22 protein-coding genes and 1 riboswitch are annotated in these 24,670 nt (G+C 62.7%); of the genes, 15 read left to right on the forward strand and 7 right to left on the reverse strand.

Annotated features, from left to right (window positions below):
- Positions 1-73: 73 nt before the first annotated feature.
- Positions 74-814, reverse strand: coding sequence for a GNAT family N-acetyltransferase (locus M1R55_RS08725; protein WP_249391422.1), 741 nt, complete (start codon positions 812-814; stop codon positions 74-76).
- A 54-nt stretch (positions 815-868) separates the two neighbouring features.
- Here M1R55_RS08725 and M1R55_RS08730 point away from each other — a divergent pair, with 54 nt between their 5' ends.
- From M1R55_RS08730 to M1R55_RS08740, 3 genes are read left to right on the forward strand one after another with little or no spacing between them, the layout of a single operon-like run.
- Entirely contained in the window at positions 869-1,405 is a 537-nt protein-coding gene (locus tag M1R55_RS08730; protein WP_249391423.1) for a DinB family protein, read from the forward strand.
- A complete protein-coding gene (locus tag M1R55_RS08735; protein ID WP_249391424.1) occupies positions 1,402-1,698 on the forward strand; it encodes a hypothetical protein in 297 nt (98 codons plus the stop codon). The genes M1R55_RS08730 and M1R55_RS08735 overlap by 4 nt, the downstream gene beginning before the upstream one ends.
- A complete protein-coding gene (locus M1R55_RS08740) occupies positions 1,695-2,378 on the forward strand; it encodes an HD domain-containing protein (protein ID WP_249391425.1) in 684 nt (227 codons plus the stop codon). Before M1R55_RS08735 ends, M1R55_RS08740 begins: the two co-directional genes overlap by 4 nt.
- Before the next feature lie 47 nt (positions 2,379-2,425).
- Here the strand turns inward: M1R55_RS08740 and M1R55_RS08745 are convergent, their stop codons facing one another.
- Positions 2,426-3,058: a histidine phosphatase family protein gene (locus M1R55_RS08745; protein WP_249391426.1), complete on the reverse strand. Its 633-nt coding sequence runs from the start codon at positions 3,056-3,058 to the stop codon at positions 2,426-2,428.
- Entirely contained in the window at positions 3,055-3,507 is a 453-nt protein-coding gene (locus tag M1R55_RS08750; RefSeq protein WP_249391427.1) for an acyl-CoA thioesterase, read from the reverse strand. Before M1R55_RS08750 ends, M1R55_RS08745 begins: the two co-directional genes overlap by 4 nt.
- Positions 3,508-3,764: 257 nt before the next feature.
- Between M1R55_RS08750 and M1R55_RS08755 the strand changes: the two genes are divergently transcribed.
- The 9 genes from M1R55_RS08755 (at position 3,765) to M1R55_RS08795 (ending at position 14,151) form a co-directional block, all read left to right on the forward strand.
- Positions 3,765-4,940, forward strand: a complete 1,176-nt coding sequence (locus tag M1R55_RS08755; protein ID WP_249391428.1) for an ABC transporter substrate-binding protein — start codon at positions 3,765-3,767, stop codon at positions 4,938-4,940.
- Positions 4,941-5,223: 283 nt separating this feature from the next.
- Positions 5,224-6,084 carry a branched-chain amino acid ABC transporter permease gene (locus M1R55_RS08760; protein ID WP_249391429.1) on the forward strand — a complete coding sequence of 287 codons (861 nt, stop codon included), beginning with the start codon at positions 5,224-5,226 and terminating at the stop codon, positions 6,082-6,084.
- Positions 6,084-7,112: a branched-chain amino acid ABC transporter permease gene (locus M1R55_RS08765; RefSeq protein WP_249391430.1), complete on the forward strand. Its 1,029-nt coding sequence runs from the start codon at positions 6,084-6,086 to the stop codon at positions 7,110-7,112. The genes M1R55_RS08760 and M1R55_RS08765 overlap by 1 nt, the downstream gene beginning before the upstream one ends.
- Positions 7,105-7,962: an ABC transporter ATP-binding protein gene (locus M1R55_RS08770; protein ID WP_249391431.1), complete on the forward strand. Its 858-nt coding sequence runs from the start codon at positions 7,105-7,107 to the stop codon at positions 7,960-7,962. The genes M1R55_RS08765 and M1R55_RS08770 overlap by 8 nt, the downstream gene beginning before the upstream one ends.
- On the forward strand, positions 7,955-8,662 hold the full coding sequence (locus M1R55_RS08775) for an ABC transporter ATP-binding protein (protein ID WP_064015508.1): 708 nt from the start codon (positions 7,955-7,957) through the stop codon (positions 8,660-8,662). The genes M1R55_RS08770 and M1R55_RS08775 overlap by 8 nt, the downstream gene beginning before the upstream one ends.
- A gap of 267 nt (positions 8,663-8,929) precedes the next feature.
- Positions 8,930-9,001, forward strand: a riboswitch (guanidine-III (ykkC-III) riboswitch).
- A gap of 17 nt (positions 9,002-9,018) precedes the next feature.
- Positions 9,019-9,339, forward strand: a complete 321-nt coding sequence (sugE, locus tag M1R55_RS08780; RefSeq protein ID WP_249391432.1) for a quaternary ammonium compound efflux SMR transporter SugE — start codon at positions 9,019-9,021, stop codon at positions 9,337-9,339.
- A gap of 394 nt (positions 9,340-9,733) precedes the next feature.
- Positions 9,734-10,633, forward strand: coding sequence for an acetyl-CoA carboxylase, carboxyltransferase subunit beta (gene accD / locus M1R55_RS08785; RefSeq protein ID WP_249391433.1), 900 nt, complete (start codon positions 9,734-9,736; stop codon positions 10,631-10,633).
- Positions 10,633-11,604: an acetyl-CoA carboxylase carboxyltransferase subunit alpha gene (locus M1R55_RS08790; RefSeq protein ID WP_249391434.1), complete on the forward strand. Its 972-nt coding sequence runs from the start codon at positions 10,633-10,635 to the stop codon at positions 11,602-11,604. Before accD ends, M1R55_RS08790 begins: the two co-directional genes overlap by 1 nt.
- A 165-nt stretch (positions 11,605-11,769) precedes the next feature.
- On the forward strand, positions 11,770-14,151 hold the full coding sequence (locus tag M1R55_RS08795) for a penicillin acylase family protein (RefSeq protein ID WP_249391435.1): 2,382 nt from the start codon (positions 11,770-11,772) through the stop codon (positions 14,149-14,151).
- 266 nt (positions 14,152-14,417) lie between these two features.
- Here M1R55_RS08795 and M1R55_RS08800 read toward each other — a convergent pair whose 3' ends face one another.
- The gene (locus tag M1R55_RS08800; RefSeq protein WP_249391436.1) at positions 14,418-14,849 is read right to left on the reverse strand and encodes a hypothetical protein; all 432 of its coding nucleotides are present in this window, start codon (positions 14,847-14,849) and stop codon (positions 14,418-14,420) included.
- A 228-nt stretch (positions 14,850-15,077) separates the two neighbouring features.
- Between M1R55_RS08800 and M1R55_RS08805 the strand changes: the two genes are divergently transcribed.
- Positions 15,078-17,021 carry an alpha-amylase family protein gene (locus tag M1R55_RS08805; protein ID WP_249391437.1) on the forward strand — a complete coding sequence of 648 codons (1,944 nt, stop codon included), beginning with the start codon at positions 15,078-15,080 and terminating at the stop codon, positions 17,019-17,021.
- The gene (locus M1R55_RS08810) at positions 17,018-17,236 is read left to right on the forward strand and encodes a hypothetical protein (RefSeq protein ID WP_249391438.1); all 219 of its coding nucleotides are present in this window, start codon (positions 17,018-17,020) and stop codon (positions 17,234-17,236) included. Before M1R55_RS08805 ends, M1R55_RS08810 begins: the two co-directional genes overlap by 4 nt.
- A 69-nt stretch (positions 17,237-17,305) precedes the next feature.
- Here the strand turns inward: M1R55_RS08810 and M1R55_RS08815 are convergent, their stop codons facing one another.
- The 3 genes from M1R55_RS08815 to M1R55_RS08825 all read right to left on the reverse strand — a co-directional run bounded on the left by M1R55_RS08815 (position 17,306) and on the right by M1R55_RS08825 (position 23,126).
- Positions 17,306-19,702, reverse strand: a complete 2,397-nt coding sequence (locus M1R55_RS08815) for a DUF11 domain-containing protein (protein WP_249391439.1) — start codon at positions 19,700-19,702, stop codon at positions 17,306-17,308.
- Positions 19,703-19,708: 6 nt separating this feature from the next.
- Complete coding sequence (locus M1R55_RS08820) at positions 19,709-21,793, reverse strand: DUF11 domain-containing protein (protein ID WP_249391440.1); 2,085 nt, start codon at positions 21,791-21,793, stop codon at positions 19,709-19,711.
- A 622-nt stretch (positions 21,794-22,415) separates the two neighbouring features.
- Positions 22,416-23,126, reverse strand: a complete 711-nt coding sequence (locus tag M1R55_RS08825) for a hypothetical protein (protein ID WP_249391441.1) — start codon at positions 23,124-23,126, stop codon at positions 22,416-22,418.
- Positions 23,127-23,436: 310 nt separating this feature from the next.
- Here M1R55_RS08825 and M1R55_RS08830 point away from each other — a divergent pair, with 310 nt between their 5' ends.
- On the forward strand, positions 23,437-24,522 hold the full coding sequence (locus M1R55_RS08830; protein ID WP_249391442.1) for a 3-deoxy-7-phosphoheptulonate synthase: 1,086 nt from the start codon (positions 23,437-23,439) through the stop codon (positions 24,520-24,522).
- The last annotated feature ends 148 nt before the right edge of the window (positions 24,523-24,670 follow it).

Below are 24,670 nucleotides of genomic sequence, written 5' to 3' on the forward strand. Positions count from 1 at the left end.
AGGGAAGGTCAAGGGCGTGCCTCTACTCCCGCGCCTTCCTCAAGAGGGGGGATTTTTTGAACACTTGCAGAGGCTATCTTTCTTCCGTCTCGATTCCCTCACGCTCCCGCCAATACGACGACGTTTCCGTGGCGGGCAAGAGGCGCAGGCTCTGTGCATCAGCGCGGTCTGCCAAAGCTTGCGCTTCCTGCACGGCGCGTTTCTGGCCCAGCCAGCCATTCCAGTAGGCTTGCAGCGTTTGCGTCACCAAGTCCAGCGGCACCGTATCCGAGCCATCTAGCGGCTGATACAACAAATCGAGGTCGGTGAGCGGGCCACCGCCTTCGCCGCCCACGGGTTGCCAATACGGAATGTCTACGGTTCGCAGGCCCCAGGCGTGCAGGGCGGCTCGGCGGGCAGTGGCGCTGCTGCCCGCTTTTGCTTCGGCTTCCCGGTCTGCTCCATCTTGCCGCCCCGCATATACGCTGTCGGCAAAGATGCCTGCCAGCCCTGCCGCCCGCACTTCTTTCAGCTTGGCAGCGTGCAGCGCCCAGCCCACGCCCCGGCCCTGCGCCTGCCGCGCCACACCCGTAAACGACGTGAATCCGGCCCCCGCCATCAGGTGAAAGACCGTGCCGCCCAGGACTTGCCCAGCCTCGTCTTCGGCCACCAGCACCCGGTTACGTGGCCCGGAGACCAGCCGCGGGAACATCTGCGGCGGCATCAGCGTGTCGGGATCGTAGTAAGTCTCGTCTTGTACGCGCCCGAAAGCAGGTAGAGCCGGGTCTGCCGGGTCAAGCACGCGGCGCACAGTGACGGGCAGGGGAGAGGACATGGGGTCAGGATAGTGCTCACCCACGCCGGATGTCAGGGCTGCGATACTGCGTCCATGACAGTCTCGCCCCGTCCAGATCAGTACCCTATTGGGCCGATTCCCAACCTACCGGGCCATGACCGGGCCACGTTGGAGGCGGTGGCGGCGCGAATGGTGGAGGCGGCGCAGGCATGGCGCACGCTGCTGTCTGGCCTGAATGAAGCTGAACTGGGCCAACGCTACCGCCCCGGCAGTTGGACGGTGCATGAACTGGCCCACCACGCTGCCGACGCCCATATGCATGGCCTGATGCGCCTCAGCTACGGCCTGGCCGAGCAACCCTACACCATCCAGCCGATGAGTGAGCAGGCCTGGCTGACCCTGCCCACCACCGACGCGCCCGTGCAGCACGCCCTCACGCTGCTGGACGCGCTGAACTTGCGTTGGGCCGCCCTGCTGCACGGCACCAACCCAAGCGCCTTCGATGTGCAGATTATTCACCCGCAGGAAGGCCAGCAAACCCTGTGGCGTTTGGTCGCCAAGCACGACTGGCACCTGCGTCATCACCTTGCACACGCACAAATTGCGCTGGGTTCGGGGCTGGCCCGATGAAAAGAACGCCGTGGATGGGCGTGGCCCTGATGGTGGTGGCGGGGCTGGTGCTGTCGGTGTTGCTGGCGGCCACCCGTAACACGCCCCTGCTGTACGCGGCCCTGAATATCCTGATTTACGGCGGCCTGGGCTACTGGGCCTACACCCAGTGGCGGCGGGTGCGCCACGCTCGCACCGGGCAGATGGGACAGGCCCGCTGGCTCTATCTGGGCCTGATGGGATTCAGTGTGCTGGTGATTGTGGTGCGATTGCTGGAAGCCTTTTCTGGTGCAGGAACAGGCACGGGCGTTTGAGTCCAGTCGTACCGGATTCGGAGTTGCTGGAGCCGCTGCTGGCGCAAGATTCCCGCTTGCCTGTGGTATGGGCTTGGGTGGGGGCGAGCATGACCTTCGACGCCGCCCACGACACCGCCCACCTGGCACGGGTGGCCCGCTGGACGCTGCACTGCGCCCCAGCTTTGGCTCCCAGCCTCGCGGTGGCCGCCGCCCTTACGCACGATGTGGTCAACTTGCCCAAAAACCACCCCCAGCGGGCGCAGGCCAGCACCATAGCTGCCGAAATGGTGCTGGCCAAGCTGCCCACCCTCGGCTTTGATGGGGCGGAAGCAGAAGCTGTCGCTGCCGCCGTGCGCGACCATTCCTATTCTCGCGGAGCCACGCCGGAAACGCTGTTGGGGGCCGCTCTGCAAGACGCAGACCGCCTGGACGCCCTGGGCGCACTGGGCATTTTGCGGGCAGCGGCAGCAGGCGGAAGCATGGGCCGCGCCCTTTTACACGCCACCGATCCCTTTTGTACTGCCCGCACACCCGACGACGCCGCTTACACCGTGGATCACTTTTTTACTAAGCTGCTGCGGCTAGAAACCACCTTCCAGACGCCTGTAGGTCAGCAGGAGGCGGCGCGGCGCACGGCAGTCATGCGGACATTTCTGGCGAATCTGGGAGAAGAGGTGGGAGCGGAGTTTTTGGGGTGAGGGGGTAATTCAGCTCTGCACCCGCCCCACCTCCTTAGACCAGCCGCTCACTCCTCCAAATGCGCCGCGTCGTTGTAGCTCACCAGCGTCCAGCGGCCCTGTGCACGGCTTAGACGGGTCAGGCCCGTGTGCGCCAACTGGTACGGAAACGGCAACACGTAGCCCGGTTGGGGCAAGGCAGGCCACCCGAACAGGCCGCACAGCAGGGCGCGAATGGCCGCCCCATGCGAAAAGGCGATCACGCGCTCGCCGCTCAATCCGTCGGCCCAATCCTGCATTCGGTCAGCCACCACGCGCAGGCTTTCGCCGCCGCCGGGGGCAGCGAGCAGCCAGGGGTCGCGCTGCCAATCGGCGTAGTCGGCGTCGTGGGTCACAGCGTCTGTGGTCACGCCCTCGTATTGCCCAAAGTGCATTTCGCGCAGGCGCACATCCAATTGCAGCGGTGCGCCGGACAAACTCAGACCGGGCAAGCTCAGTTCGGCGGTGCGGGCGGCGCGGCTCAGGTCGCTGCTGTACACGGCGTCGAAGGTCTGGTGGCTCAGGCGGGCGGCCAGGCGGGCGGCTTGCGATTCGCCCAGCGTGCCCAGCGGCGTATCTGTCCAACCCTGCCAGCGGCCTATGCCGTTCCAGTCGGTGGCCCCGTGCCGTACCAACGTCAGGTGCAGGGCGTTACCTGTCACGGGCGCTCCTCGAAGTCCGGATCGTTCTGGGCCAAATCTGCGCCGTCGTGCAGGGCGGGCACGGGGCGCGGCTTGCCCTGTTCGTCCAGCGCCACGAACACGAAATGTCCGGTGGTCGCCAGTTGTACCTCACCGCTCGCCATCGTTTCGCGGTACACGTCTACCCGGATGGTCATAGAGCTTCGGCCCACGCGCACCACGCGGGCATCGAGGGCTACCGCGTCGCCCACCCGGATCGGCACATGAAAGTCCACGCCGTCCATGCGGGCGGTCACGACACTGCCTCTGGCATGGCGCACGGCGGCCACACTCGCGGCCTTATCCATCAGAGACAGCACGAACCCGCCGAACGCTGTGCCGTGATAGTTGCTGTCTTTGGGAAAGACCAGTTCCAGCATGCGGGCGCGGCTGCGCGGGGCGGGGGCAATCGGAGCGGGCTGATCGTTCATCGGGATGCAGTATCGCGCCTGCACGGGCCAGAATCACCCGATGTAGCCTCAGATGAGTAGATTGTGAGATTTAGAGGGGCAGTTCAAACATTGGGGGCAAGTGGGCTGATTGAAACCGAATGAATTGACACCCCTATTCCTGCGTGCCAGCATGAACATTACACAAAACGTTAGATCAGCAGTCTGGAGCAGCCAGCAGTACGGCGGGCGATCTTTTTGCCCTTCAGGGCTGTCTGCGCCCGGCAGGAGGAGTACATATGAAGCAAATTTTAGGCAACAGCAGTCGTCAGAAGCGGGTCGGCCTCAAACTCGCTTCCCTCGCGTTCGCCCTCCTCGGCGCGTCGGCCCTCGGCCAAAAAGTGGTCAGCATCGGCTACAGCGGCCCCCTCTCCGGCGGCGCTGCGTTTTACGGCAAAGACGTGCAGTCGGGCATCGAAATGGCGATCAACGAAATGAATAAGGCGGGCGGCGTAACCGTGAAGGGCGAGAAAGTGACCTTCAAGCTCGTGAGCCTCGATGACCGCTACCTGCCCAACGAAACCGCGACCAACGTGCGCCGCCTGACCTCTCAGGGCATCGACTTTATTTTCGTGCCGCACGCCGGGGGCATTCTGACGGTGCAGCCATTGGCCGTCCGTGATCCCGAATTCCTACTGGTGGCCTACTCCAGCGAACCCGCCATTCTGGAAGCCAAGAACGCCATGACGTTCATGCTGCCTCCCCGCTACGACAACTACCTCCAGCCCTTCGTGTCGACCCAGATGAAGGCGTTCGGCAAGAAGTTGGGCATGATCGGCACCACCAGCGCCTACGGCAAGCAGTGGGCCGAAGCGATTATGGGCGAGTGGAAGAAGCAGGGCGGTACGCTGGGCACCAACAACGGCGTCGATTACGCCACCACCGTGGATTACTCCTCTGCCGTCACCAAGGCGCTGGCCGACAAGCCCGACGTGCTGTTTATAGGCGGCCCCAGCCAGCCCACCGCGCTGGTGGTCAAGGCGGCCCGCGAGCAGGGCTTTAAGGGCGGCTTCATCGTCATGGATCAGGCCAAGTTCGAGCAGATGGATACCATCGTGCCCCGCGCTTACCTCGACGGCTCCGTCGGCGTGATGCCCACTAAAGAGTTCCCCGGCACACAGGTCTTCGTGACCCAGTACCAGCGGGCCTACAAAAAGATTCCCACCAGCGAAGCAGGCCTGAACTACATGGGCATGAACGTGCTGGCCAAGGCCATGGAACTGGCCGGAACCACCGAAGACCCCAAAGCCGTGCGTGCCCAACTGAACGCGGCGGCCAAGGCCCTCCCCCTCGGCAAAACCGTGTACAAGCTGCTGGGCGTGACGGCAGGCGGCCACGTGGACGCCGAGTTCATCATCGCCAGCGTGAAAGACGGCAAATACACCAAGCTGCGCGTGACCAAGGTCTTCAAGTAAAGCCGGAGCACAGGTGCGCCGAGCAACCCAGTTCGGTGGGCACCTGTGCCCTAGCCCGCCTGATCCAGAACCCACTGCCCGCGCCCTACATCCGTGTTGGGGCGCGGGTTATTTGATGAGCTTCCCTCCCTTTTTAAGTACGTCGTAGTTAACATTGCGCTTCATCCCAAACGACGGGATGAAGCTTCATTCCCACTACGAGGTACTTTCTTCGATAGTCGCTTCGCTCGGTTAATCTACAGATTAACTTCGACCTACTTAACCGCATCAGGAGAATCTGCCCTTGTCTACATTCTTGCAACAACTGTTCAATGCGCTGGCGCTGGGCGGCGTGTACGCGCTGGTGGCCCTCGGCCTGACGCTGGTCTACGGCGTGATGCGCGTGCCCAATTTCGCTCACGGCGGGCTGTACATGCTGGGCGCCTACCTCAGTTACGCTGTGCTGACCGGGCTGGGCTGGGGCTACGTGCCCGCGCTGCTCATCTCGGCGCTGGGCGTGGCGCTGCTGGCCGCCTTCATGGAGCGCGTCATCTTTTATCCGATGAGAGACGCGCCGCACGTGCATTCCATGATTGCGGCGCTGGGCATGTTGTTTTTTCTGGAAGCCGCCGTGCAACTGATCTGGGGGCCGGATTTTAAGCAAATTACTGAGCCTGTGCCCGGCATCGTGAACGTGGGCGGCGTCATCATCACCTGGCAGCGCCTGCTGGTTATCGGCGCGTCGGTGCTGACCATGATCGGCCTGAACTACTTCCTGAAGCGCACATTGACCGGGGCCACCATTGAGGCCATGAGCCAGAACCGCGAGGGGGCGCGGCTGGTGGGCGTGAATACCAACCGCGTCGGCATGCTGACCTTTGCCATTTCGGGGGCTCTGGCTGCGGCTGCCGCTACCCTGATCGCGCCCATTATTTCGGTGTCTCCCAGCATGGGCGAAGTCATGAACCTGAAGGTCTTCGCCATCATCATTCTGGGCGGCATGGGCAGTGTACCGGGGGCGATTGTAGGCGCGTTCCTGCTGGCGCTGGCCGAAGTCTTCGGCGGCTACTACATCAGCCTCGATTTCTCCGATGTGATCGGGTTTGCCATGCTGGTTCTGGTTCTGGCCATCAGGCCGCAGGGTTTGTTTAAGAGGGGAAACTGATGCTCAGCAAAACACAACCGGGAAACGCGGGAGCGGGCCGTTTCAAACTGGGCACGTGGGGCTGGGTGGCCGTGTTCGTGGTGGCCGCGCTGCTGCCGTTGCTGGGGCCCTCCGGCTACCTGCTCGATATCGGTATCAACATCATGATTTACGCCATGCTGGCCTACGGCATGAACGTGTTGCTGGGCTATACCGGGCAGTTGCCGCTGGCGCACGCGGGCTTTTTCGGCATCGGCGCGTACACGGTGGGCATCCTGACCCTCAAGGCGGGCTGGAGTTTCTGGCTGGCGTGGCCGGTGGCGGTGGCGCTGTGCGCCGTGTTGGGGCTGCTGCTGGGGCTGGTGGCCTTCCGCACCAAGGGCGACGCCTTCTCTATTTTCACCCTCGGCGTGGGCGTCATCATCATGCTGGTCATCAACAAATGGGACACGCTGACGGGCGGTAACGAAGGGTTGAACGGCATCAATCCGCCCGCAGGCTTGGAGGCCTTGTCTCAGGGCGTGGGCATCAAGCTGTCGGCTGGGTTTTACTATCTGGCCCTGATTTCCCTGATTCTGACCGTGCTGGCGGTGGCGCGGGCGCGGGGCAGCGTGTTCGGGCGCTCGCTGATCGCCATTCGCGGCGGCGAGGATCTGGCGCGGAGTGCGGGCATAGATGTGTTTACGCACAAGCTGCGGGCCATGATGCTGTCTACGGCCATCGCAGGCTTTGCGGGCGGCGTGTATGCCGTGTACGTCGGCTTTCTGGGGTCGGCATCGGCTGGCCCCGTCATGACCTTTACAGTGCTGCTGTACCTGCTGGTGGGCGGGCTGGGCACATTGGCCGGGCCACTCATCGGGCCTGCGCTGATGTACACGCTGACCCAGAGCCTCAAGGGACTGCAAGATTACCAATACATCGTGTTCGGGCCCCTGCTCATCGTGCTGATCATGTTTGCGCCGCAGGGCTTGGCAGGCCTGTGGATGAAAGCGCAGGCCAAACGGGCCATGTCGGCGGTTACGGGCAAAAAGGGGGCCGAACGTGCTTGATTCTTCTGTTCAGACGGGCTCCGAACTGCTGCGTGTAGAGGGACTGGGTATCCGATTCGGCGGCCTGCACGCCGTTCGCGACGTCACGGCCACCATTCCGGCGGGCCAGATCACGGCCATCATCGGCCCCAACGGTGCGGGCAAAAGCACCTTCTTCAACCTGATTTCTGGGTTTTATCAGCCCACCACAGGCCGAATTATCTTTCAGGGTCAGGACATCACGCGCCTGAAAACGCATGAAGTGGTGGCGAGCGGCATGGCCCGCACCTTTCAGACCACCACCATCTACAAGGAACTGAGCGTGCTGGAAAACGCCATGATCGGCCACCGCGTGCGTACCCGCGCCGGTCTGCTGGACGCGCTGCTGAGGACTGGCCGCGAGCGCCGCGACGAACAGGAAAGCCGCGACGCCGCCCTCACCGCCCTGACCCGTGTGGGTATTGCCGCACACGCCGCCCGCCCTGCCGGAGCCATGACGCAGGAAGGCCAGAAGCGCGTGGGTATCGCTATGGCCCTCGCCAGCGACCCTAAATTGCTGCTGCTGGACGAACCCGCTGCCGGAATGAACCCCGAGGAAACTGTGAGCCTGATGGCCCTGATCCGCGAACTGGTGGCGGGCGGCCTGACCGTGATTCTGGTGGAACACAAAATGAGCCTCGTGATGAGCCTCGCCGACCACATTCTGGTACTGCATCACGGCCAGAAGATCAGCGAGGGCGTGCCCGCCCAGGTCAGCCGCGATCCGGCGGTCATCGAGGCGTATCTGGGATCACACGCGCACGGCGGGCAGATGGGCCAAGCGGCGGCACAGGCCAGCGCAGCGGCCACAGGAGAAACGCCCCATGCTTGAAATCCGTGATCTGAGTGTGAATTACGGCCACTTTACGGCCCTCCACAGCCTGAACCTGACCGTCAGCCCCGGAGAAATCGTGGTGATGCTGGGGGCCAACGGCGCGGGCAAAAGCACGCTGTTTCGCACCCTGTCGGGCTTGCAGCGGCCTTCCGGCGGCACGGCCACCTGGAACGGCGTTTCGTTGACCGGGGGCAAGCCTGAATTCAATGTTGCCAACGGGGTCGCGCAGTGCCCAGAAGGCCGCCTGCTGTTTCCCGAACTGAGTGTCGAAAAGAATCTGCGGCTGGGCGCGTTCGTTCACCGCAAAGACCCGGCAGGCACGGCCCGCGAGCTGGAGCGCGTCTACGAACTGTTTCCGGCCCTCGTGGAAAAGCGGAATGTGCAGGCAGGCAGCTTGTCGGGCGGGCAGCAACAGATGGTCGCCATTGCCCGCTCCCTGATGGCCCGGCCCAAATTGCTGCTGCTGGATGAGCCGTCGCTGGGCCTTGCGCCGCTGGTGGTGGAGCAGGTCTTTGAGGCCGTGCAACGCGTGAATGCGGCTGGCGTGGGCGTGCTGCTGGCCGAGCAAAACGCCTACGCTGCCCTCGGCATTGCCCACCGGGGGTATGTGCTGGAGGGAGGCCGCGTGAGCTTGCAGGGCAGCCAGCACGAGCTGATGACCGATGACCGGGTGCGGAGTGCTTACTTGGGAGTCTGAGGGGCAAAGAGATTGTTCAAGGGTCGAGGGGTTTAAGAAGGGCACGGTGAGGGGTGGCGGGGGCATTCTGAGTTGGCAGGTGAACCCTCTCACTGCTCCTCAATGCCCCCTGAGAGGTGGGGATGAAAGCTTTTTCGCTCCCCTCTTCGGGGGCCGTCTGCGAAGCAGACTGGGGGTTTAGCCTTCCAGGCCGGAGTGTAAGCATAGCCTTACGCTCCGCTCCCTTTTGGCTTACAGCCCGTCGCTACACTGGGTTCAGTCGCCCCCGAGTTGTCTGAATTGCGGGCAAGACTCCGGACGAGAGAACCGCCGTACCCGGTCAGGACAAGACGGCGCACCTGCGGAGGTGTTGAAACATGGCATGGATACTACTCGTCTTGGCTGGACTGTTGGAAGTGGGCTGGGCCATCGGCCTGAAATACACCGAGGGCTTTACGCGCCCGCTGCCGACTGCCCTCACGTTGGTGAGCATGATTGCCAGCATTGGCCTGCTGGGTCTGGCGACTAAAACGTTGCCGATTGGCACGGCTTATGGCGTATGGGTCGGCATTGGCGCAGTGGGGGCGGCTATTCTGGGCATCGTGTTGTTCAAGGAGCCTGCAAGTGCAGCCCGCCTCGGCTTTATGGCGCTGATGGTTGTGGCGATTATTGGGCTGAAGGTGACGAGTGGGCATTAGGGAAAGGATTTAGGCTAAGTTCTGGTGTCGCTCACACGTTTCCCCCCGCCCCCAGCCCCTGACCCCTTTGGGGGCGGGGGAGTTGGTCGCTGCGGTCGGCAGGATTGATCTTGTCGCGTTTTAAGTCGGCTGAATCCCTCACTTGAAGCGGAATCGCCACTCGTCTTTGAGATGGAATTGGCCCGCCCACTGCGTGGACGACGGCCTCACACGCATCTGGGCAGAATGATTCGGGTGGGCGGTGTCGTGGCGGTTGTTGCCTTCGGGCCCTCCGTTAGACCCTCCGACCCTAAACCCGGAGACCAGCCTTTCGCCCTTCCCGCCCCCTCACTTGAACCCGGTGCAACCCCTAGAGCAAGTGGCGTCTAGAATGGGGGCAAGGAGTGTTCCCTGAATGGCGTTAGATCGTTTTTTTCGCAGACGCCGCCCGCAGCAGCAAGCGGGCAGCGACATGCCAGACCTGTGGACGCAGTGTCCTGCGTGCAAGGAAAGTGTCTATAACCGCGACCTGGAGGCCAATCTCTGGGTGTGCCCCAAATGCAGCCACCACATTCGCCTGGAGGCGGGGCGGCGCGTGGAGGTGCTGCTCGATGAAGGTTCGTTCGTGCAGTTGTCGGGCCGCGTGCATCCCACCGATCCCCTGAAGTTTCAGGATACGGAGGCTTACGTAGACCGCCTGAGCCGCGCCCAGAAGAAAACGGGCCGCCCAGACGCGATTCTGACGGGCACAGGCAGCATTCTGGGGCTGCCCGTTACACTGGCGGTTATGGATTTCGCCTTCAGTGGCGGCAGCATGGGCAGTGTGGTGGGCGAGGAAATCAGCCGCGCCGCCGAACATGCTGCCGAAATCGGCACGCCGTTCGTGCTGGTGGCGGCCAGTGGCGGGGCCAGAATGCAGGAAAGTGCGCTGTCGCTGATGCAGATGGCAAAAACCACCGTGGCTCTGGAAAGTCTGACGGCGCGGGGCCTGCCCTACGTCAGTATCCTGACCGACCCCACCACCGGGGGCGTCACGGCCAGTTTTGCCACCATTGCCGACGTGATCATGGCCGAACCCGGTGCCCTGATCGGCTTCGCGGGGCCGCGTGTGATTCAGCAGACCATTCGCCAGAGTCTGCCCGAAGGGTTTCAGCGGGCCGAATTCTTGCTGGAACACGGCATGATCGACGATGTGGTCGACCGCCGCACCCACCGCACCTTTCTGGCCGGGCTGCTGGGTGTCCTGACCCGACGCGCCCCCGACGCCCCCCCAGCCGAACAGTCTGCCGAGCAATCCGCCGAGGCCCCCGCGTGATGACGACCCCACCCACCGACCTCAAAGCCACCCTCCTGAAGCTGGAAGCCCGCGTGCACGATCTGGAAGTGACGGCACGTGAAACCGGACAGAATCTGGATTCCACCATTCATTCCCTGCGGGCCGAGGTAGAACGCCTCAGAGCGGCCCCCACTCGGGCGTCCAATGCCCCCATGACGCGCTGGGAGCGGGTGCAACTGGCCCGCGCACCGGGGCGGCCTACCGCGCACGACTACACCGAGCGTCTGGTCACCGACTTCACCGAGTTGCACGGAGACCGCAATTTTGCCGATGACCACGCACTGATCGGCGGGCCGGGACGCTGGCAGGGCCGCCCCGTGATGCTCCTGATGCAGCAAAAAGGCCGCGACACCAAAAGCCGCGTGCGCCGCCGCTTTGGCATGAGCAATCCGGAGGGCTACCGCAAAGCTATGCGCCTGATGGATCTGGCCGACAAATTTGGTCTGCCCGTGGTGTGCCTGATCGACACTCCTGGCGCGTACCCCGGCATAGAGGCCGAGGAGCGCGGCCAGGCCTGGGCCATTGCCGAAAGCATTCAGCGGATGGTACGCCTGCGCGTGCCCGCCGTGTGCGCCGTGATCGGTGAGGGCGGCAGCGGCGGGGCGTTGGCCATCGGCGTGGGCAACCGCGTGCTGATTCAGGAAAATGCGTGGTACAGCGTCATTTCGCCCGAATCGTGCGCGGCGATCCTGTGGCGCGATTCGGCGCAGGCCCCCAAAGCCGCCGAAGCCCTGAAGCTGACGGCCCCCGATCTGCTGGAACTGGGCATCGTAGAAGAAGTGATCCGCGAACCTGTGGGCGGCGCACATCTGGACTTGGACGCTGCCGCTGCCGCACTGGGCGAGGCTGTGGGCCGCCATCTGGACGAACTGGGCCTGCTGAACGAGCAAGAGCTGAAAGCGCAACGGGCCGCACGTTTCCGGGCGCTGGGAGCCTATACCGAGAGCTGAAACGGGTGAGCAAGCCTCAGTCGGGAGCCTGTCCGGGCGCTCTCGGCTGTTTTGCTGTGGTGCTGATTGCTCTTTGCGCCCTATCTTGTACTCACTACAAATCAGGGCAACATAGCTTCTGCCTGCGCGGTATGGGCGGACTGGGGCCACCAAAGGGGTGAATGGGTGAGGATACTGGGACGGTTGGGAAGGGGTCTGCTGTGGCTGATTCTGGTGGTATTGGTGCTGGTGCTGGCAGCAGTGCTGTGGCTGCGGGGTACGTCCAGCCCGCGTGTTTCGGGAAGCGTGACCTTACCAGGCGTATCGGGCAAAGTGACCATTACGCGCGACGCCTGGGGCGTGCCGCACATCCGGGCCACCGCCAGGGATGAAGACGCCGTGTTCGCGCTGGGCTTCGTACATGCCCAGGATCGCGCCTGGCAACTGGATTTCCAGCGGCGGGTGACTCAGGGCCGCCTGTCGGAAGTGTTGGGTGCCCCCGCACTCGGTCAGGACAAATTTTTGCGGACATGGGGCTTTTACCGCGCGGCCCAGTCGGCCTTGCCTGCCCTGTCTGAGCGCAGCAAGCGCATGGTGGCCGCGTATACGGCGGGCGTGAATGCAGGCTTTAAGCAGGGCAAAACCGCCCCCGAGTTCCGCATTCTGGGCTACACGCCTGAACCGTGGACAGACGTGGACAGCATTGCCTGGAGCAAGTTGATGGCCTTCGATCTGGGGGGCAATTACGAGGACGAGGTGTTGGGCGCACGCACGGTCAAGCGCCTGGGCGAAAGCGGGCTGAATGAAATCATGCCGCCGTACCCCAAAGACGGCACGACCATCCTGAGTGCCGATGAATTGCCCGCCGGAACCACCGCGCAGACCCGCGCCCCGGCGTTGGCAGCGGCTCCCACCTTGCCGGATTCGACCGTTGCCGCCCTGCGCACTCACCTTGCAGCGGCGCGGGAACTGGGGATGCAGGCTGTACCGGGCAAGGGCAGCAACGACTGGGTGATGGCCGGAAGCCGAACGGCCAGCGGCAAACCCATCCTGGCCGACGATCCCCACCTGTCTCTGACCAGCCCGATGCTGTGGTATCTGGCCGACATTCAGGGGCCGACGCTGAAATCTATCGGGGCCAGCATTCCCGGCCTGCCCGCCATCGTAATCGGGCGCAATGAGCGCGTGGCGTGGGGCGTAACCAACGTGAATCCCGATGTGCAGGACTTGTACATCGAACCCCAAGGAACAAAGTTGACCGAACGCACCGAAATCATCAAGGTCAAGGGGGCGGAAGACGTGCAACTGGTGGTGCGCGAGAGCAGTCACGGCCCGATCATCAGCGACGTGGGGGCTGCCGACGTGGGGCCGCGTGTGGCCCTGAAATGGACGGCGCTGCAACCCGGCGACACCACCATGGACGCCTTCATGGGCCTGAATTACGCGCAGAATTGGACAGAATTCGTGGGAGCGCTCAAGAGTTACGTGGGGCCAAGTCAGAACTTCGTGTACGCCGATGTAGACGGCAATACGGGCTATTACGCACCGGGCCGCGTGCCGATTCGCAGCGGCTGGGATGGTTCGTTGCCCGTGTCCGGCGACGGTTCCCGCGAGTGGACTGGCTACCTGCCCTTCGAGCAATTGCCGCATACCTACAATCCTGCCGACGGCCTGGTGGTCACGGCCAACAACCGCGTGACGCCGGATGCCTACCGCTTCGACCTCGCCAATGTTCGCAACTGGGCCGAGCCGTACCGCGCCGAGCGGATTACCGAATTGCTGACCGCCAAAGCGCAGGGCTGGACGGTGGATGAGGTGCGGAAGGTGCAACTGGACACCCAAAGTCTGGTGTGGGAGGGGCTGAAACCGCTGTTGCTGGCCGCCCGCCCCGACGGAGACCTGAGCACGCGGGCGTTGGAGCAATTGCGCGGTTGGGATGGCAACCAAACCGTGTCCAGCGTACCCAGCCTGATCTTTGAAGCATGGCTGATGAAATTGCAGGGCATGGCCCGCGACGAACTCGGCAACGAGACTCAGATCAACAGTCTGGCCGTGCTGAACCAACTCAAATCAGACGGCGACCTGTGCCAGAACGAGAGTGTGGGTCAGGGGGCGGCCCTGACCAACTGCGCCGCCACTCTGACCGCGACCCTCAAGCAGGCCGTAGACGACCTCAGCACCCGCCTCGGCTCCGATGTGAGTGGCTGGAGCGCGGGCAAGCTGCACACCGTTGCCAGCAATCACCGCGCTTTTGGCAACGTGTCGGCGCTGTCCTGGCTGTTCAATCACAGCGCCCCCACCCCCGGCGGCACCAACACGGTCAATGTGGCCCGTCCCGAAGTCGGCACTTACCGCCAGACGCATGGGGCCAGCTACCGCCAGATCGTAGACCTCAGCGACCCCAACCGCAGCCTGTACGTGGGCAGCCTCGGCCAGAGCGGAAACCCGCTGGGGAGCAACGTGTCCGACCAACAAAAAATGTGGGTGGCGGGCGAATATCTGCCCATGAGTACGGATGCCAAAGACTGGGGGAAAACGCTCACGCTGACGCTGGAAGCAGGGAAATAGCAGGCAGATTCCGGGTACCCCCAGTCTGCTCTCCTTCGGAGCTGTACCAGTTCGCAGCCAGCCACCTTGAGGGGAGCGCAAAAGCTGTTAAGTCCTTCCCTCTAAGGGGGCGTTCCGAAGCAATGGGTGGGGTTCGCCTTCCACCGTCAATTAAGAAGTGTGGCCCCGTCACTCCCGACAGGGCCGCACTTTTGCTGTGAGTGTCTCTGGTCTGTCGCTCCAACCCGCGCACCTCGGCACCAACTGGGGCGGCCTGTTCATGCCCTCTAGCGCCTGAAGACCTCCCGGTTGGCGTAGTTCTGGCGGCCACTCTTGTCTACAAATTGCGTCATGCTCTGCACGCTCAGGGTTTTGTTTGGGAACAGGTTCATGACCAGCATGGTGTTAGAAAAGCCCTTGGCGTACACGGCGCTGGCTAACCAGTGATTGCTGTCCGACACGCTGGTGCCGTAGGTCAGCACGCCTGCCTTGCCCCAGTCGCAGTCGGTGGGGCTGCACTTGCCGAACACCTGCACATTCAGCGTGCCGTCGCCGTTCGGGGTAAAAATCAGGCGGGTGATGCCGCGTGTGGTGGCGTTGGTGTTCGTCCAGGTGCCTACAAAGTCGGAGGTGGCGGCGTGGGCCGAAGAAGCGAGGGTCAGGGTGGCGAAGGCGGTCAGGGCAAAACGGCTGAGCTTGCTGAGGTTGAAGTTGGGCATGGTGAAACTCCTTTGGCCTCGTGGGCCGGGTGCGGGGAGAGGGTAGATTGGCCGTCCCAGCGGGCGCTTTCGCTTTCCTCTTGCTGGTAAACCAAGCGTACTCACGCCCCCGTGAACGGCCCATGATCGGCAGCGGGCGCGGCGTGATCAGAGGTCGTGGCGGCGTCAGAGGGGCGTCAGACAAGCAGCTGGAACCGTTCCCACCCGGCGCGTCGTATGCTAGGAGACGTGCTAAAGACGGACTTGGCGGCGCGGCTGAGGCCCGCTTTTGATGATGACCGCGATGCGGAAACCTTTCTGCTGCGGCTGGAACGCTACGGCGCTGACCTGGAGGGCAGTTTGCGGGCGGTGTACGGCGACGCCACCGACACGCTGATGGCCGAACTGTTGGAGGTGCTGATTCACGCGCACCACACCCGCGCCCCCGACCTGAAGCGGCTGGACGAGGCCCGCCTGCTGCGCCCCGACTGGTTGCAAGCGCCCGAAATGATCGGCTACGTGGCCTACACCGACCGCTTTGCCGGAACCCTGCGCGGCGTGCAGGAGCGGCTGGAGTACCTAGAAGGCTTGGGTGTCAAGTACCTGCACCTGATGCCGCTTCTCAAGCCCCGTGAGGGCGAGAACGACGGTGGCTACGCAGTGCAGGACTACCGCGCCGTGCGGCCCGACCTCGGTGACATGGACGACCTCTCGGCGTTGGCGTCCAAATTGCGTGGGCGCGGCATGAGCCTGGTGCTCGATCTGGTGCTGAACCACGTGGCCCGCGAACACGAGTGGGCCGAGAAAGCGCGGGCGGGCGACCCCATTTACCGCGACTATTTTCACATCTACCCGGATCGCACCCAACCCGACGCCTACGAGCGCACGCTGCCTGAAGTGTTTCCCGACTTTGCCCCCGGTAACTTTACCTGGGACGACGAGGCTGGAGAAGACGGTGCCGGGGGCTGGGTCTGGACAACTTTCAATGCCTACCAGTGGGATCTGAACTGGGGCAATCCGGCGGTGTTCCGCGAGTTCGCCGACCTGATCTTGCACCTTGCCAACCGGGGCGTAGAGGTGTTCCGGCTGGACGCCATCGCCTTTATGTGGAAGCGCCTCGGCACGGCCAGCCAGAACCAGCCTGAAGTCCATCACCTGACGCGGGCGCTGCGGGCGGCCATCCGGATCGTGGCCCCGGCAGTGGCCTTCAAGGCCGAAGCCATCGTGGCCCCCGCCGACCTGATCCATTACCTCGGCACCGGGGGGCATCACGGCAAGGTCAGCGACATGGCCTACCAGAACAGCCTGATGGTGCAGATCTGGAGCAGCCTCGCCAGCCGCGATACCCGCCTGTTCGAGACGGCGTTGCTGGCCTTTCCGCCCAAACCCACCACCACCACCTGGGGCATGTACGTGCGCTGCCACGACGATATCGGCTGGGCCATCAGCGACGAGGATGCGGGGCGCGCGGGCCTCAGCGGGCCGGGCCACCGCCATTTTCTCAGCGACTTTTACAGCGGCGAGTATCCCGGCAGCTTTGCGCGGGGGCTGGTGTTTCAGCACAACCCCGCCACCGGAGACCGGCGAATCAGCGGCAGCGCGGCCAGTTTGGCGGGTCTGGAAGCCGCGCTGGACGCAAGTAACGCCGAATGGACAGACCACGCGGTGCGGCGCTTGCTGCTGGCCCACGCCGTCACCCTCGGCTTCGGCGGCGTGCCCCTGCTGTATATGGGCGACGAACTCGCGCTCCTGAACGACTACACCTTTGAGGCCGATCCTGCCCACGCGCCCGACAACCGCTGGGTTCACCGCCCCAAAATGGATTGGGCGCTGGCCGAAGCCGTACAGGACAATCCTTCTGCACCCGCAGCACGGGTCAACGCTGGAATCCGCGCCCTCATTGCCGCCCGCCAGCGCACGCCGCACCTGCACGCCAGCATCGAATCCCGCGCTGTGCCCAGCCCCGATCCCCGCGTGTTGCTCCTGCGCCGCGACCATCCGCTCGGCGTCATGCTGTGCGTCTACAATTTCAGTGAGCACGAGGTGGCTTTTCCCACCTACCTGCTGCGCGACCAGTTGGGCGAACACGCCACCGACGCCGTGGTGGGCACGCATTTCACGCTCCAGCGGGCCACCACGCGCCTGTCTCCCTTCCGTGCCCTGTGGCTCACCCAATCGGAGGCTCCACGATGACCGGCTCACCCCCACCCGGCAAAGCCAGAATTAAGATTCCTACGGAGGCCCTGCTGAATGCCGCCCGAAGCGCTGCCGGAAAACTGGCCGACTTGAGCCGTGACCCACAGGTGCGCGAAGAGGCAGACAATGTGGCCCGCGCCATTGCCAAACTGCTTCAAGCCGTAAAAAACGCACCCAAAAACCGGGGCGGGGTAGGGGAGAAGAAAGGCTAGAGCGGGGGCAAAAAAGCGGGGGCAGACGCATCGTGGGTCTGCCCCCTTGTTTGTCTGAATCTCTCCCTGCTACTTCACGGTGGCCCGGAAACACACGGTTCCTGTCTCGCCGCTTGCTGCCGTGCCTACTTTGAAGGTCAGTCCGGTACCCAGCGTGCCGTCGTCGGTGTCTGCGGCATTGGTGGGATGTAGGTCATCAGGCGTCGGTGTCCGCGCGGGCGTCCGGGTAAATCTGATGTTGCTGCCCGGAACATAGGCGGCGATGACCCGGATTTCGGTGGTACTGGGCAGAATATCGGCAAGGGTCAGGTTGGGCAAAGGGGCGCTGCCGGAGTTGGTGTAAGTGACGCAGTATTCCAGCGTATCGCCCGGTTTGCCCGTGCTGGTGGTGCTTATGCTGCCGCCCGCCGTCAGGTTCTGCACGCTCTTGCTAAGGCTCAGGTTCACGGTGTCGGTGGTGGCGACGGCAGAGTTGGTCAGGGGATCAGGATCGGTGCGCGTGCTGGGGGCTGTGGCTGTGGCGGTATTCACGAGTTGGCCGCCGCTGGCTGCCGTGCCGCTGAGTGTGATGATCAGTTTTCCTAGCGCCGGAAAAGTCGGAATGGTGGTGCCTGACTGCAACGTGCCGGCAGTCAGGCCCGCCGGACAGGTGGCGTTGCCGCTGGACGTGCAGAGGATGGCGCTGGCCGTAAATTCAGGAATGGCAGCGTCTTGCAGGGCTGCGCCGTCGGCATCGGCTGGGCCAGCATTGGTCACGGTGATGGTGTAACTGAACGCCGCGCCGCCGCGCACTACCGCAGGGGCAGTTTTGGTGATTCGCACGTCGGCGCTTCCGTTGACAGTGGTGCTGACCTGCGAGTCGGAGTTGGTGCCGTCGTTGTTGGCGCTGTTGGGATCAGATACAGGGCTGCTGGCGCGGGAGCCGTTGACCAGAGTGACTGCCGTATTGGGCGCACGGACGACTACCGTGTAGTTTTGGGCCGCGCCACTGGCAAGCAGGGGCAAAGTCCACACGATGCTACTCCCCGTTTGCGTGCCGCCGCCTGTATTTTGCACGGTGATGCCGCTGGGCAACAGGTCGGTGACCGTCACAGAAGTGGCGGGACTCGGCCCCGCATTCAGCACGCTGATGGTGTAGGTCATGTCGCCGTTCGGCAGTACCGTTGCAGGCCCAGTTTTGCTGACTTGCAGGTCGGCCAGCGGAATGATGGTGGTACTGGCGGTACTGGAATTGTTGCCCGGTATAGCATCGCTGCCCACACTACTGACGGCGGCCGTGTTGAGGAGGGTGCCTGTGGCAGGCGTCAGCACGGTCACGGTGTAGGTCAGGTTGCTGTTTGGCCCCGTTACGTCCAGGCCCGGAGCCGTCCAGGTCACGGTGCCGTTGAGTGCGTTGTACACGCCGCCCCCGGTGTTGCTGACATAGGTGCTGTTGGTGGGCAGCGTATCGGTGACGGTCAGACTTTCGGCGGTGCTGGGGCCAAAATTGGCGACCCGCAGCATATACGTCAGATTGGCAAGCGGGCCGTAATTGGCCGCGCCCGTTTTGATGATTTCCAGATTGGCGCGGGGGGTGACAGTCAGGGTAGAGGTGGATGCATTGTTGGCTGAATTGCTTTCGGTGGTGCTGGTGGTCACATTGCCTGTATTCACGACGCTGCCGTTGAGGGGCGGAGTGACCGTGACGGTGCGGCTGACCGGCGTTCCTACATTTACTGCCCCCACAGTCCAGGTCACGGTGCGGGTGCTGGCGTCGTACACGCCGCCCCCGGTAGTACTGACGTAGGTCACGTTGCTGGGCAGCGGGTCGCTGATGGTGACGCCCGCCGCGTTGCTGGGGCCAGCAGTAAAGGCCGTCAGGGTATACACGATGTTCGTACCCGCTGTGACTGCCGTGCCAGTCGGGGTTTTGGTCAGTTGTATGTCGGTCAGGCTGCTCACAGGTACGGTGACGCTACTGCTGTTGTTGGTGTTGGCCGAATCTCCGCCGCCCGAGATGGAGGCCGAGTTGGCCACTGTGGCTCCGGCACTTTGCCCCGTCAGCACGGTCAGCGTAATCGGGTTGCCACTTGCCCCCGCCGCGATAGCAGTCGTGCTGGTGCAAGTCACGTTCTGTCCGGCAGCACCGCAAGTCCAGCCGATACCTGTGCCACTCACAAAAGTCAGGTTGGCGTCCAGTGGGTCTGTCAGGGTGATCGTGCCTGTGGTGGCCTGCAACCCAATATTGCGCGGCAGCAGAGTAAATGTGCCGTTCTGCCCACGAATCAGGGGTGTGCCCGTTTTTTGCACCATCACATCTGGGCCGTTGGTGGGCTGCACGCTGGTGGTCACGGCGCTGGTATTGTTTCCCCCCACCAAATCGGCCTTGGTGCTGGTGAAGCTGGCCGTATTCACACTGTTGCCTGCCGTGCCGCGTACCTTCAACACCACGGTACGGGTCACACTTTGTCCGTTGGCAAGCGTCACGGGAGGCTAGGTGACTGCGCCTCCCGGAGCTGTTCCGCCGTCGCTGGCACTCACAAACGTGGAGTTGCTGAAGGTGTCGCGGCGCGTAACAGTGGCGCTGGCTGGGCCGTTGTTGGTGAACACCAGCGTATAGGTCATATCTGAGAGTGGTGCGGCAGCCATAAAACCCGTTTTGACCACGCCTATATCGGCCACATCTATCGGCGCGACATTGGTGGCCGTGTTGTTGCTGAGGTTGGGGTCGGTGGTGTCGTTGCCGCGTGCAGCACTGGCGGTGTTGCTGATGGTGCCACTGGCGTAAGTGCTGCTCAGGGTGCCTGAAACAGTAAACGTGGCGCTGCTGCTCGGCGGCAAATTCAAGATGGTGTCGATGGTGTTGCCGCTGCCACTCGCCAGAGCGCAGACGGCGGCTCCTGTCGGCGTACACGTCCAAGTGACGCCAGTAACCGCAGCGGGCACGTTGTCGGTCACTCTGACGCCGTTGGCCCGCGCCAGCGTGGAAGCGTTGGTAACGGTGACGGTGTAGGTTACGGGTTGCCCCGGCACCAGCACGGCTGGACTGTGGGTTTTGGTGATAGACACATCGGCTAGACCGGGGGTCGCCAAATTTTGAAACAGGGGCCGCCCGGATGGATACAGCGCCCAAGTGTCGATGCCCCGGTTGTCGCCGTAATTGCCGGGGTAACGGTGTGCCCCGCCCACGCTGCTGGTGCCCTGGGTGCCCAGCGGTATGCTTCCAGAAACAGCCGGACTCAGCGATGTATCGTCCCAATACACAGTGTATTTGTTGGCATCCGAGAAGGTCAGGCGTTCGATGATCAGGCCGTTTAAATTGGTTTCGCCGTCTATATACGGGAAATGCACGTCTCCGGCGGCAAGTTCGGCCCGCACGCGAATGGTCGCTGCCGTGGAAGCGGCCACACCCTGTGCATCTTTGCCGTCCCAAGTCAGGGTATTCGTGCCAATTTCTGCCGTGCCAAACAGCACCCGGTCTTTGGCGTTCCCGTAAATTCCGTCGTTGTTCAGGTCGAGGGCAAACAGCACCGTGCCCGCGCCGAGGGCATTGTAAGAGAACGTGCCGCCTGTGCCGGGGGCAAACTGGCCGGGAGTTCCATCCTGTCCCGTGAAGGTCACATTATTGATATCGGCGGGGAGGGCAGTTGGGGGATGAAGCCAAATGCTGCCGCCCGGTGCCGCCGCTGTGGTGGGCAAACTGGGATTGGGCGGATTGAAAAAAATCTTATGAAACGAATTGAGGTCGGTGACGTTTTCATTGCCCACCTTGTAGCCTGCGGGAATGGTCGCGCCGTTATCGGCCAGTTGTAACGATTGAAAAGTAGGCTTGCCATTCAGGGTGAACCCGCTGCGGTTGGCGACGAGAATGAAGCCGTATGGGTCTACACCGTTGAAATCCACCCGGTACTGGTAGCCGTCCCGCGTTTGTACATACACGTTGCTGCTCAGGGATTGGCCGCTGTTGCCCATATTGACCGATAGATACGGCGTAAAGACCCGTCCGGCAAAGGCGACGGCCCCATTTTTCACGGTCACGTCCCATGTGGTTATGGTGTTACCGGGAACAGCTGCTGTGATCTCGGCAGTCGCGGGCTGCGGCGTCGGGTTGCTGCCAGTCGCTCCATGAAATTCGATGAGGTACACGCCCGTTTCTGTGGCGGTGACCACGCACGGGGTGTAGCCGCCCACGTTCGGCAGCGGCCCGGCAAGTTCTTTGGCTGTGGTATTGATCAGGCCATATCCGCCAGCCAGGACATCGCACACGCCCGCCTGTGCCCCCGATGGACTGCTGTACACGATGTCTTTGCTGTCACTGCTGTTGCTGACGCTCGATCCCAAATTAATCGTTTCGCCTGCTTGGGCATACACCAAGATTCGGGTGCGCCGTGCCAAATCAACCCCCAGAGATGCGGTTGGATTCCATTCCAAAAATACGCGGCCACCACCGCTGCTGTTCAGTTCTTTGCTGCCCTCGGCGTGGGCGGCGGGAGAGGCGAGAAGCAGACTGCACAGGGCCAGCACCGTACAGAGGAACACAGAGCAGAAGCGGCGCACCACAGGGGAGAAAAGGGTCAACTTACACTCCAGAAAGTCAAAATCGAGAAGATTGAGCTGATGGCTGAGGGGTCTAACATCTGCGTATATATATTGATGATGGACAATACGCGAAGTTAGATGTGTACGCATCAGTAAGACGGATCATATTTTGGTGCCATACGGTCTTATGATATTTACCTGTATTTTTGTCATGTTATCTAACACCTGATTGGGGGTATGGATAGTGACCGGTAAGTCGGTGAAATGTGAAATATAGGCCGTAAGCTCGACTGTGCCGCCTCTGTTGATTGGGTGTACAGACTGCGAACCCTGATCACCCGCCGCGCAGTGCTTGATTTGAGGTGTATAAATTGTCACAAAAACCTGACAAATCACGATGCAAATGACTTGTAAGTCAAAACCATCGCAATGAAACTGCGCCAACAAGCAGGTCAATAAGAAGGCCGCCGGGAAGCGATTTCCAAGCGGCCTTCAGACTCATACCAAATTGCGATAATTCGCGAGGATCATCCGATCGGACTGGAACGGCTGCGAAGCAGAGCGAGTGGGAACAAGTACGGGCTGGCGGCGAGGGAAGAACATCCGGTGTCGGTACGGATGTTCGGGAATCAAAGCAAGTCCGTATCAGAACTAAAAAGCTCTAGCGTTTGCGCCGTCCCAGCAGGAACCAGCCCGCCGCCGCCGCCAAAAAGCCGACGCCCACATATGCCCAGATGTTCGGCCCGGCGGGTTGCGTGATAGGTACTGGCGTGTCGTAGGTCAGGCCGCTGAGTTCGCCGCCTGTTTGTACGTTGTTGACCACCACGTTCGTCGCGCCCGCGTTGGCAATGCTGCTGACCGCCGTATAGATCAGCGCGTATTTGAAGATGTCTGCGCCGATGCCCCGGCTCTTGTAATAGCTTTGCGGGTACGGGTAATAGCGCCCATTTTGCAGCTGATACGGATACTTGCTGCTTTTGGCGGCGCTGTACGTGATGGCGCTGCGGGGCACGCCCGCCGGAAGCTTGACGCTCTTCCAGCCGTTCAGTTGTGTGGCAGTGACTTTGGGGATTGCTGCGGTATTGGGCGTGCGCGTAGGTGTAGCAGTCGTACTGCGCTGCGTGGGGGCCGGAGTGCGCGTGGCCGGAGCCGGGGCACGGTACTGGGGCGCAGTGTTCTGTGGGGCTGTGTTTTGGGGAGCGCGGTACTGCGGGGCAGGTGCCCGGTACTGTGGCGTGGGGGCACGGTAGGTGCTGCCCGTGCTGCGGCTGCCGCCAAAGCCGCCCCCAGAACGGCGGGCAGCGTCGGCCACGCCGGAAGCCAGCGTCAGCGTGACTAAGAGGGCAGAAAAGACAAACCGGGAAGACTTCATATGCTTTAAATACGGTTGATTTGGCCAAGAAGTTCCTGGATTCGCGGTGTTTGTAGGCCAGATGAAGGCGCGGTGTTCTTCTATTCTGTTCTATGCTGTGCCCGACTAGACCGCCCCTGCCCACGTACAGGCGGCGCGGCGTACACTGCCCGGCATGAAGTTTTTTCTTGCAGCGTTTTTTTATTGGTTCGGGAATCGCCGGGCCTAGCGTTGCATTGAGTTTTTCCCAGACCGCCCGGTCAAGCCAAGAGCTTCCGGGCGGTTTTTTCTACCCTATCCCTGCTTCCCCAACACTGCCTGAGGAGAACATATGACACCGACAATCCCTGCCCCAGAACTTTCCCCGCAGCCCATCATCGAAGCGGGCCGTACCGAAAACCTGAACGTCACGGGCTTTACACCCCTCCTGACGCCCCGCGCCCTCAAAGCCGCCTTGCCGCTGAGTGCCGAAGCCGAGCGTGTGGTGCTGGCAGGCCGCCGCGCTGCACAGGATATTTTGCATGGCCGCGATGACCGCTTGCTGGTGGTTGTCGGCCCCTGTTCCGTCCACGATTTTGATGAGGCGCTGGCCTACGCCCACAAATTGGCCGCCCTGCGCGAGCGCGTGAAAGACCGCCTGGAAGTGCAGATGCGCGTGTACGTCGACAAGCCCCGGACGACGGTGGGTTGGCGCGGCTACCTGATGGATCCCGATATGACGGGCACCAACGACATCAATAAAGGGCTGCACCTCACCCGCGACCTGATGATCCGGGTCTCGGAGTTGGGCCTGCCCGTCGCCACCGAACTGCTCGATCCCTTTGCGCCGCAGTACCTCTTTGACGCGGTGGCGTGGGCCTGCCTCGGCGCACGCACCACCGAATCCCAGACGCACCGGGTCATGGCGAGCGCGGTCAGCGCCCCGATGGGATTCAAGAACGGCACGGGCGGCGGCCTGAAATTGGCCGTGGACGCCATCGTGGCCGCGCAGAATCCGCACGCCTTCTTTACCGTGGACGACGACGGGCAGGCCTGTATCGTGCATACGCGGGGCAACCCCGACGGCCACGTGATTTTGCGTGGCGGGCGCGGCGGCCCCAACTACGCGCCGCAATTTGTAAAGGAAGCCGAGGCACTGATGCGGGCCGCAGGGCTGGAACCCGCCGTGATGGTGGACTGTTCTCATGCCAACAGCGGCTCCGATCATACCCGTCAGAGCCTCGTGTGGCGCGACGTCTTGCAGCAGCGCCGCGCTGGACAGACGGCCATTCGCGGCCTGATGATCGAGAGCAACATCAACCCCGGCAAGCAGAATATTCCCGCCGACCTGTCTGCCCTCAAACCCGGCGTCAGCGTCACCGACGCCTGCATCGGCTGGGCCGAAACCGAAGCGCTGTTGCTGGAAGCACACGCCTAACGCTGCGTTTGACCCCCCAGTTTTCTTCGCAGTCAGCCCCCCTCCCTGCGGGCTGTGCCAGTCAGGAGGGAGTGCAAAAGCTGTTAAGTCCCCACCTCTCAGGGGGGCGTTGCGCCAGCAACGGGGGGTTCACCTTCCAACCCCACCT

This window comes from Deinococcus sp. QL22 (assembly GCF_023370075.1).
Lineage (GTDB): Bacteria > Deinococcota > Deinococci > Deinococcales > Deinococcaceae > Deinococcus.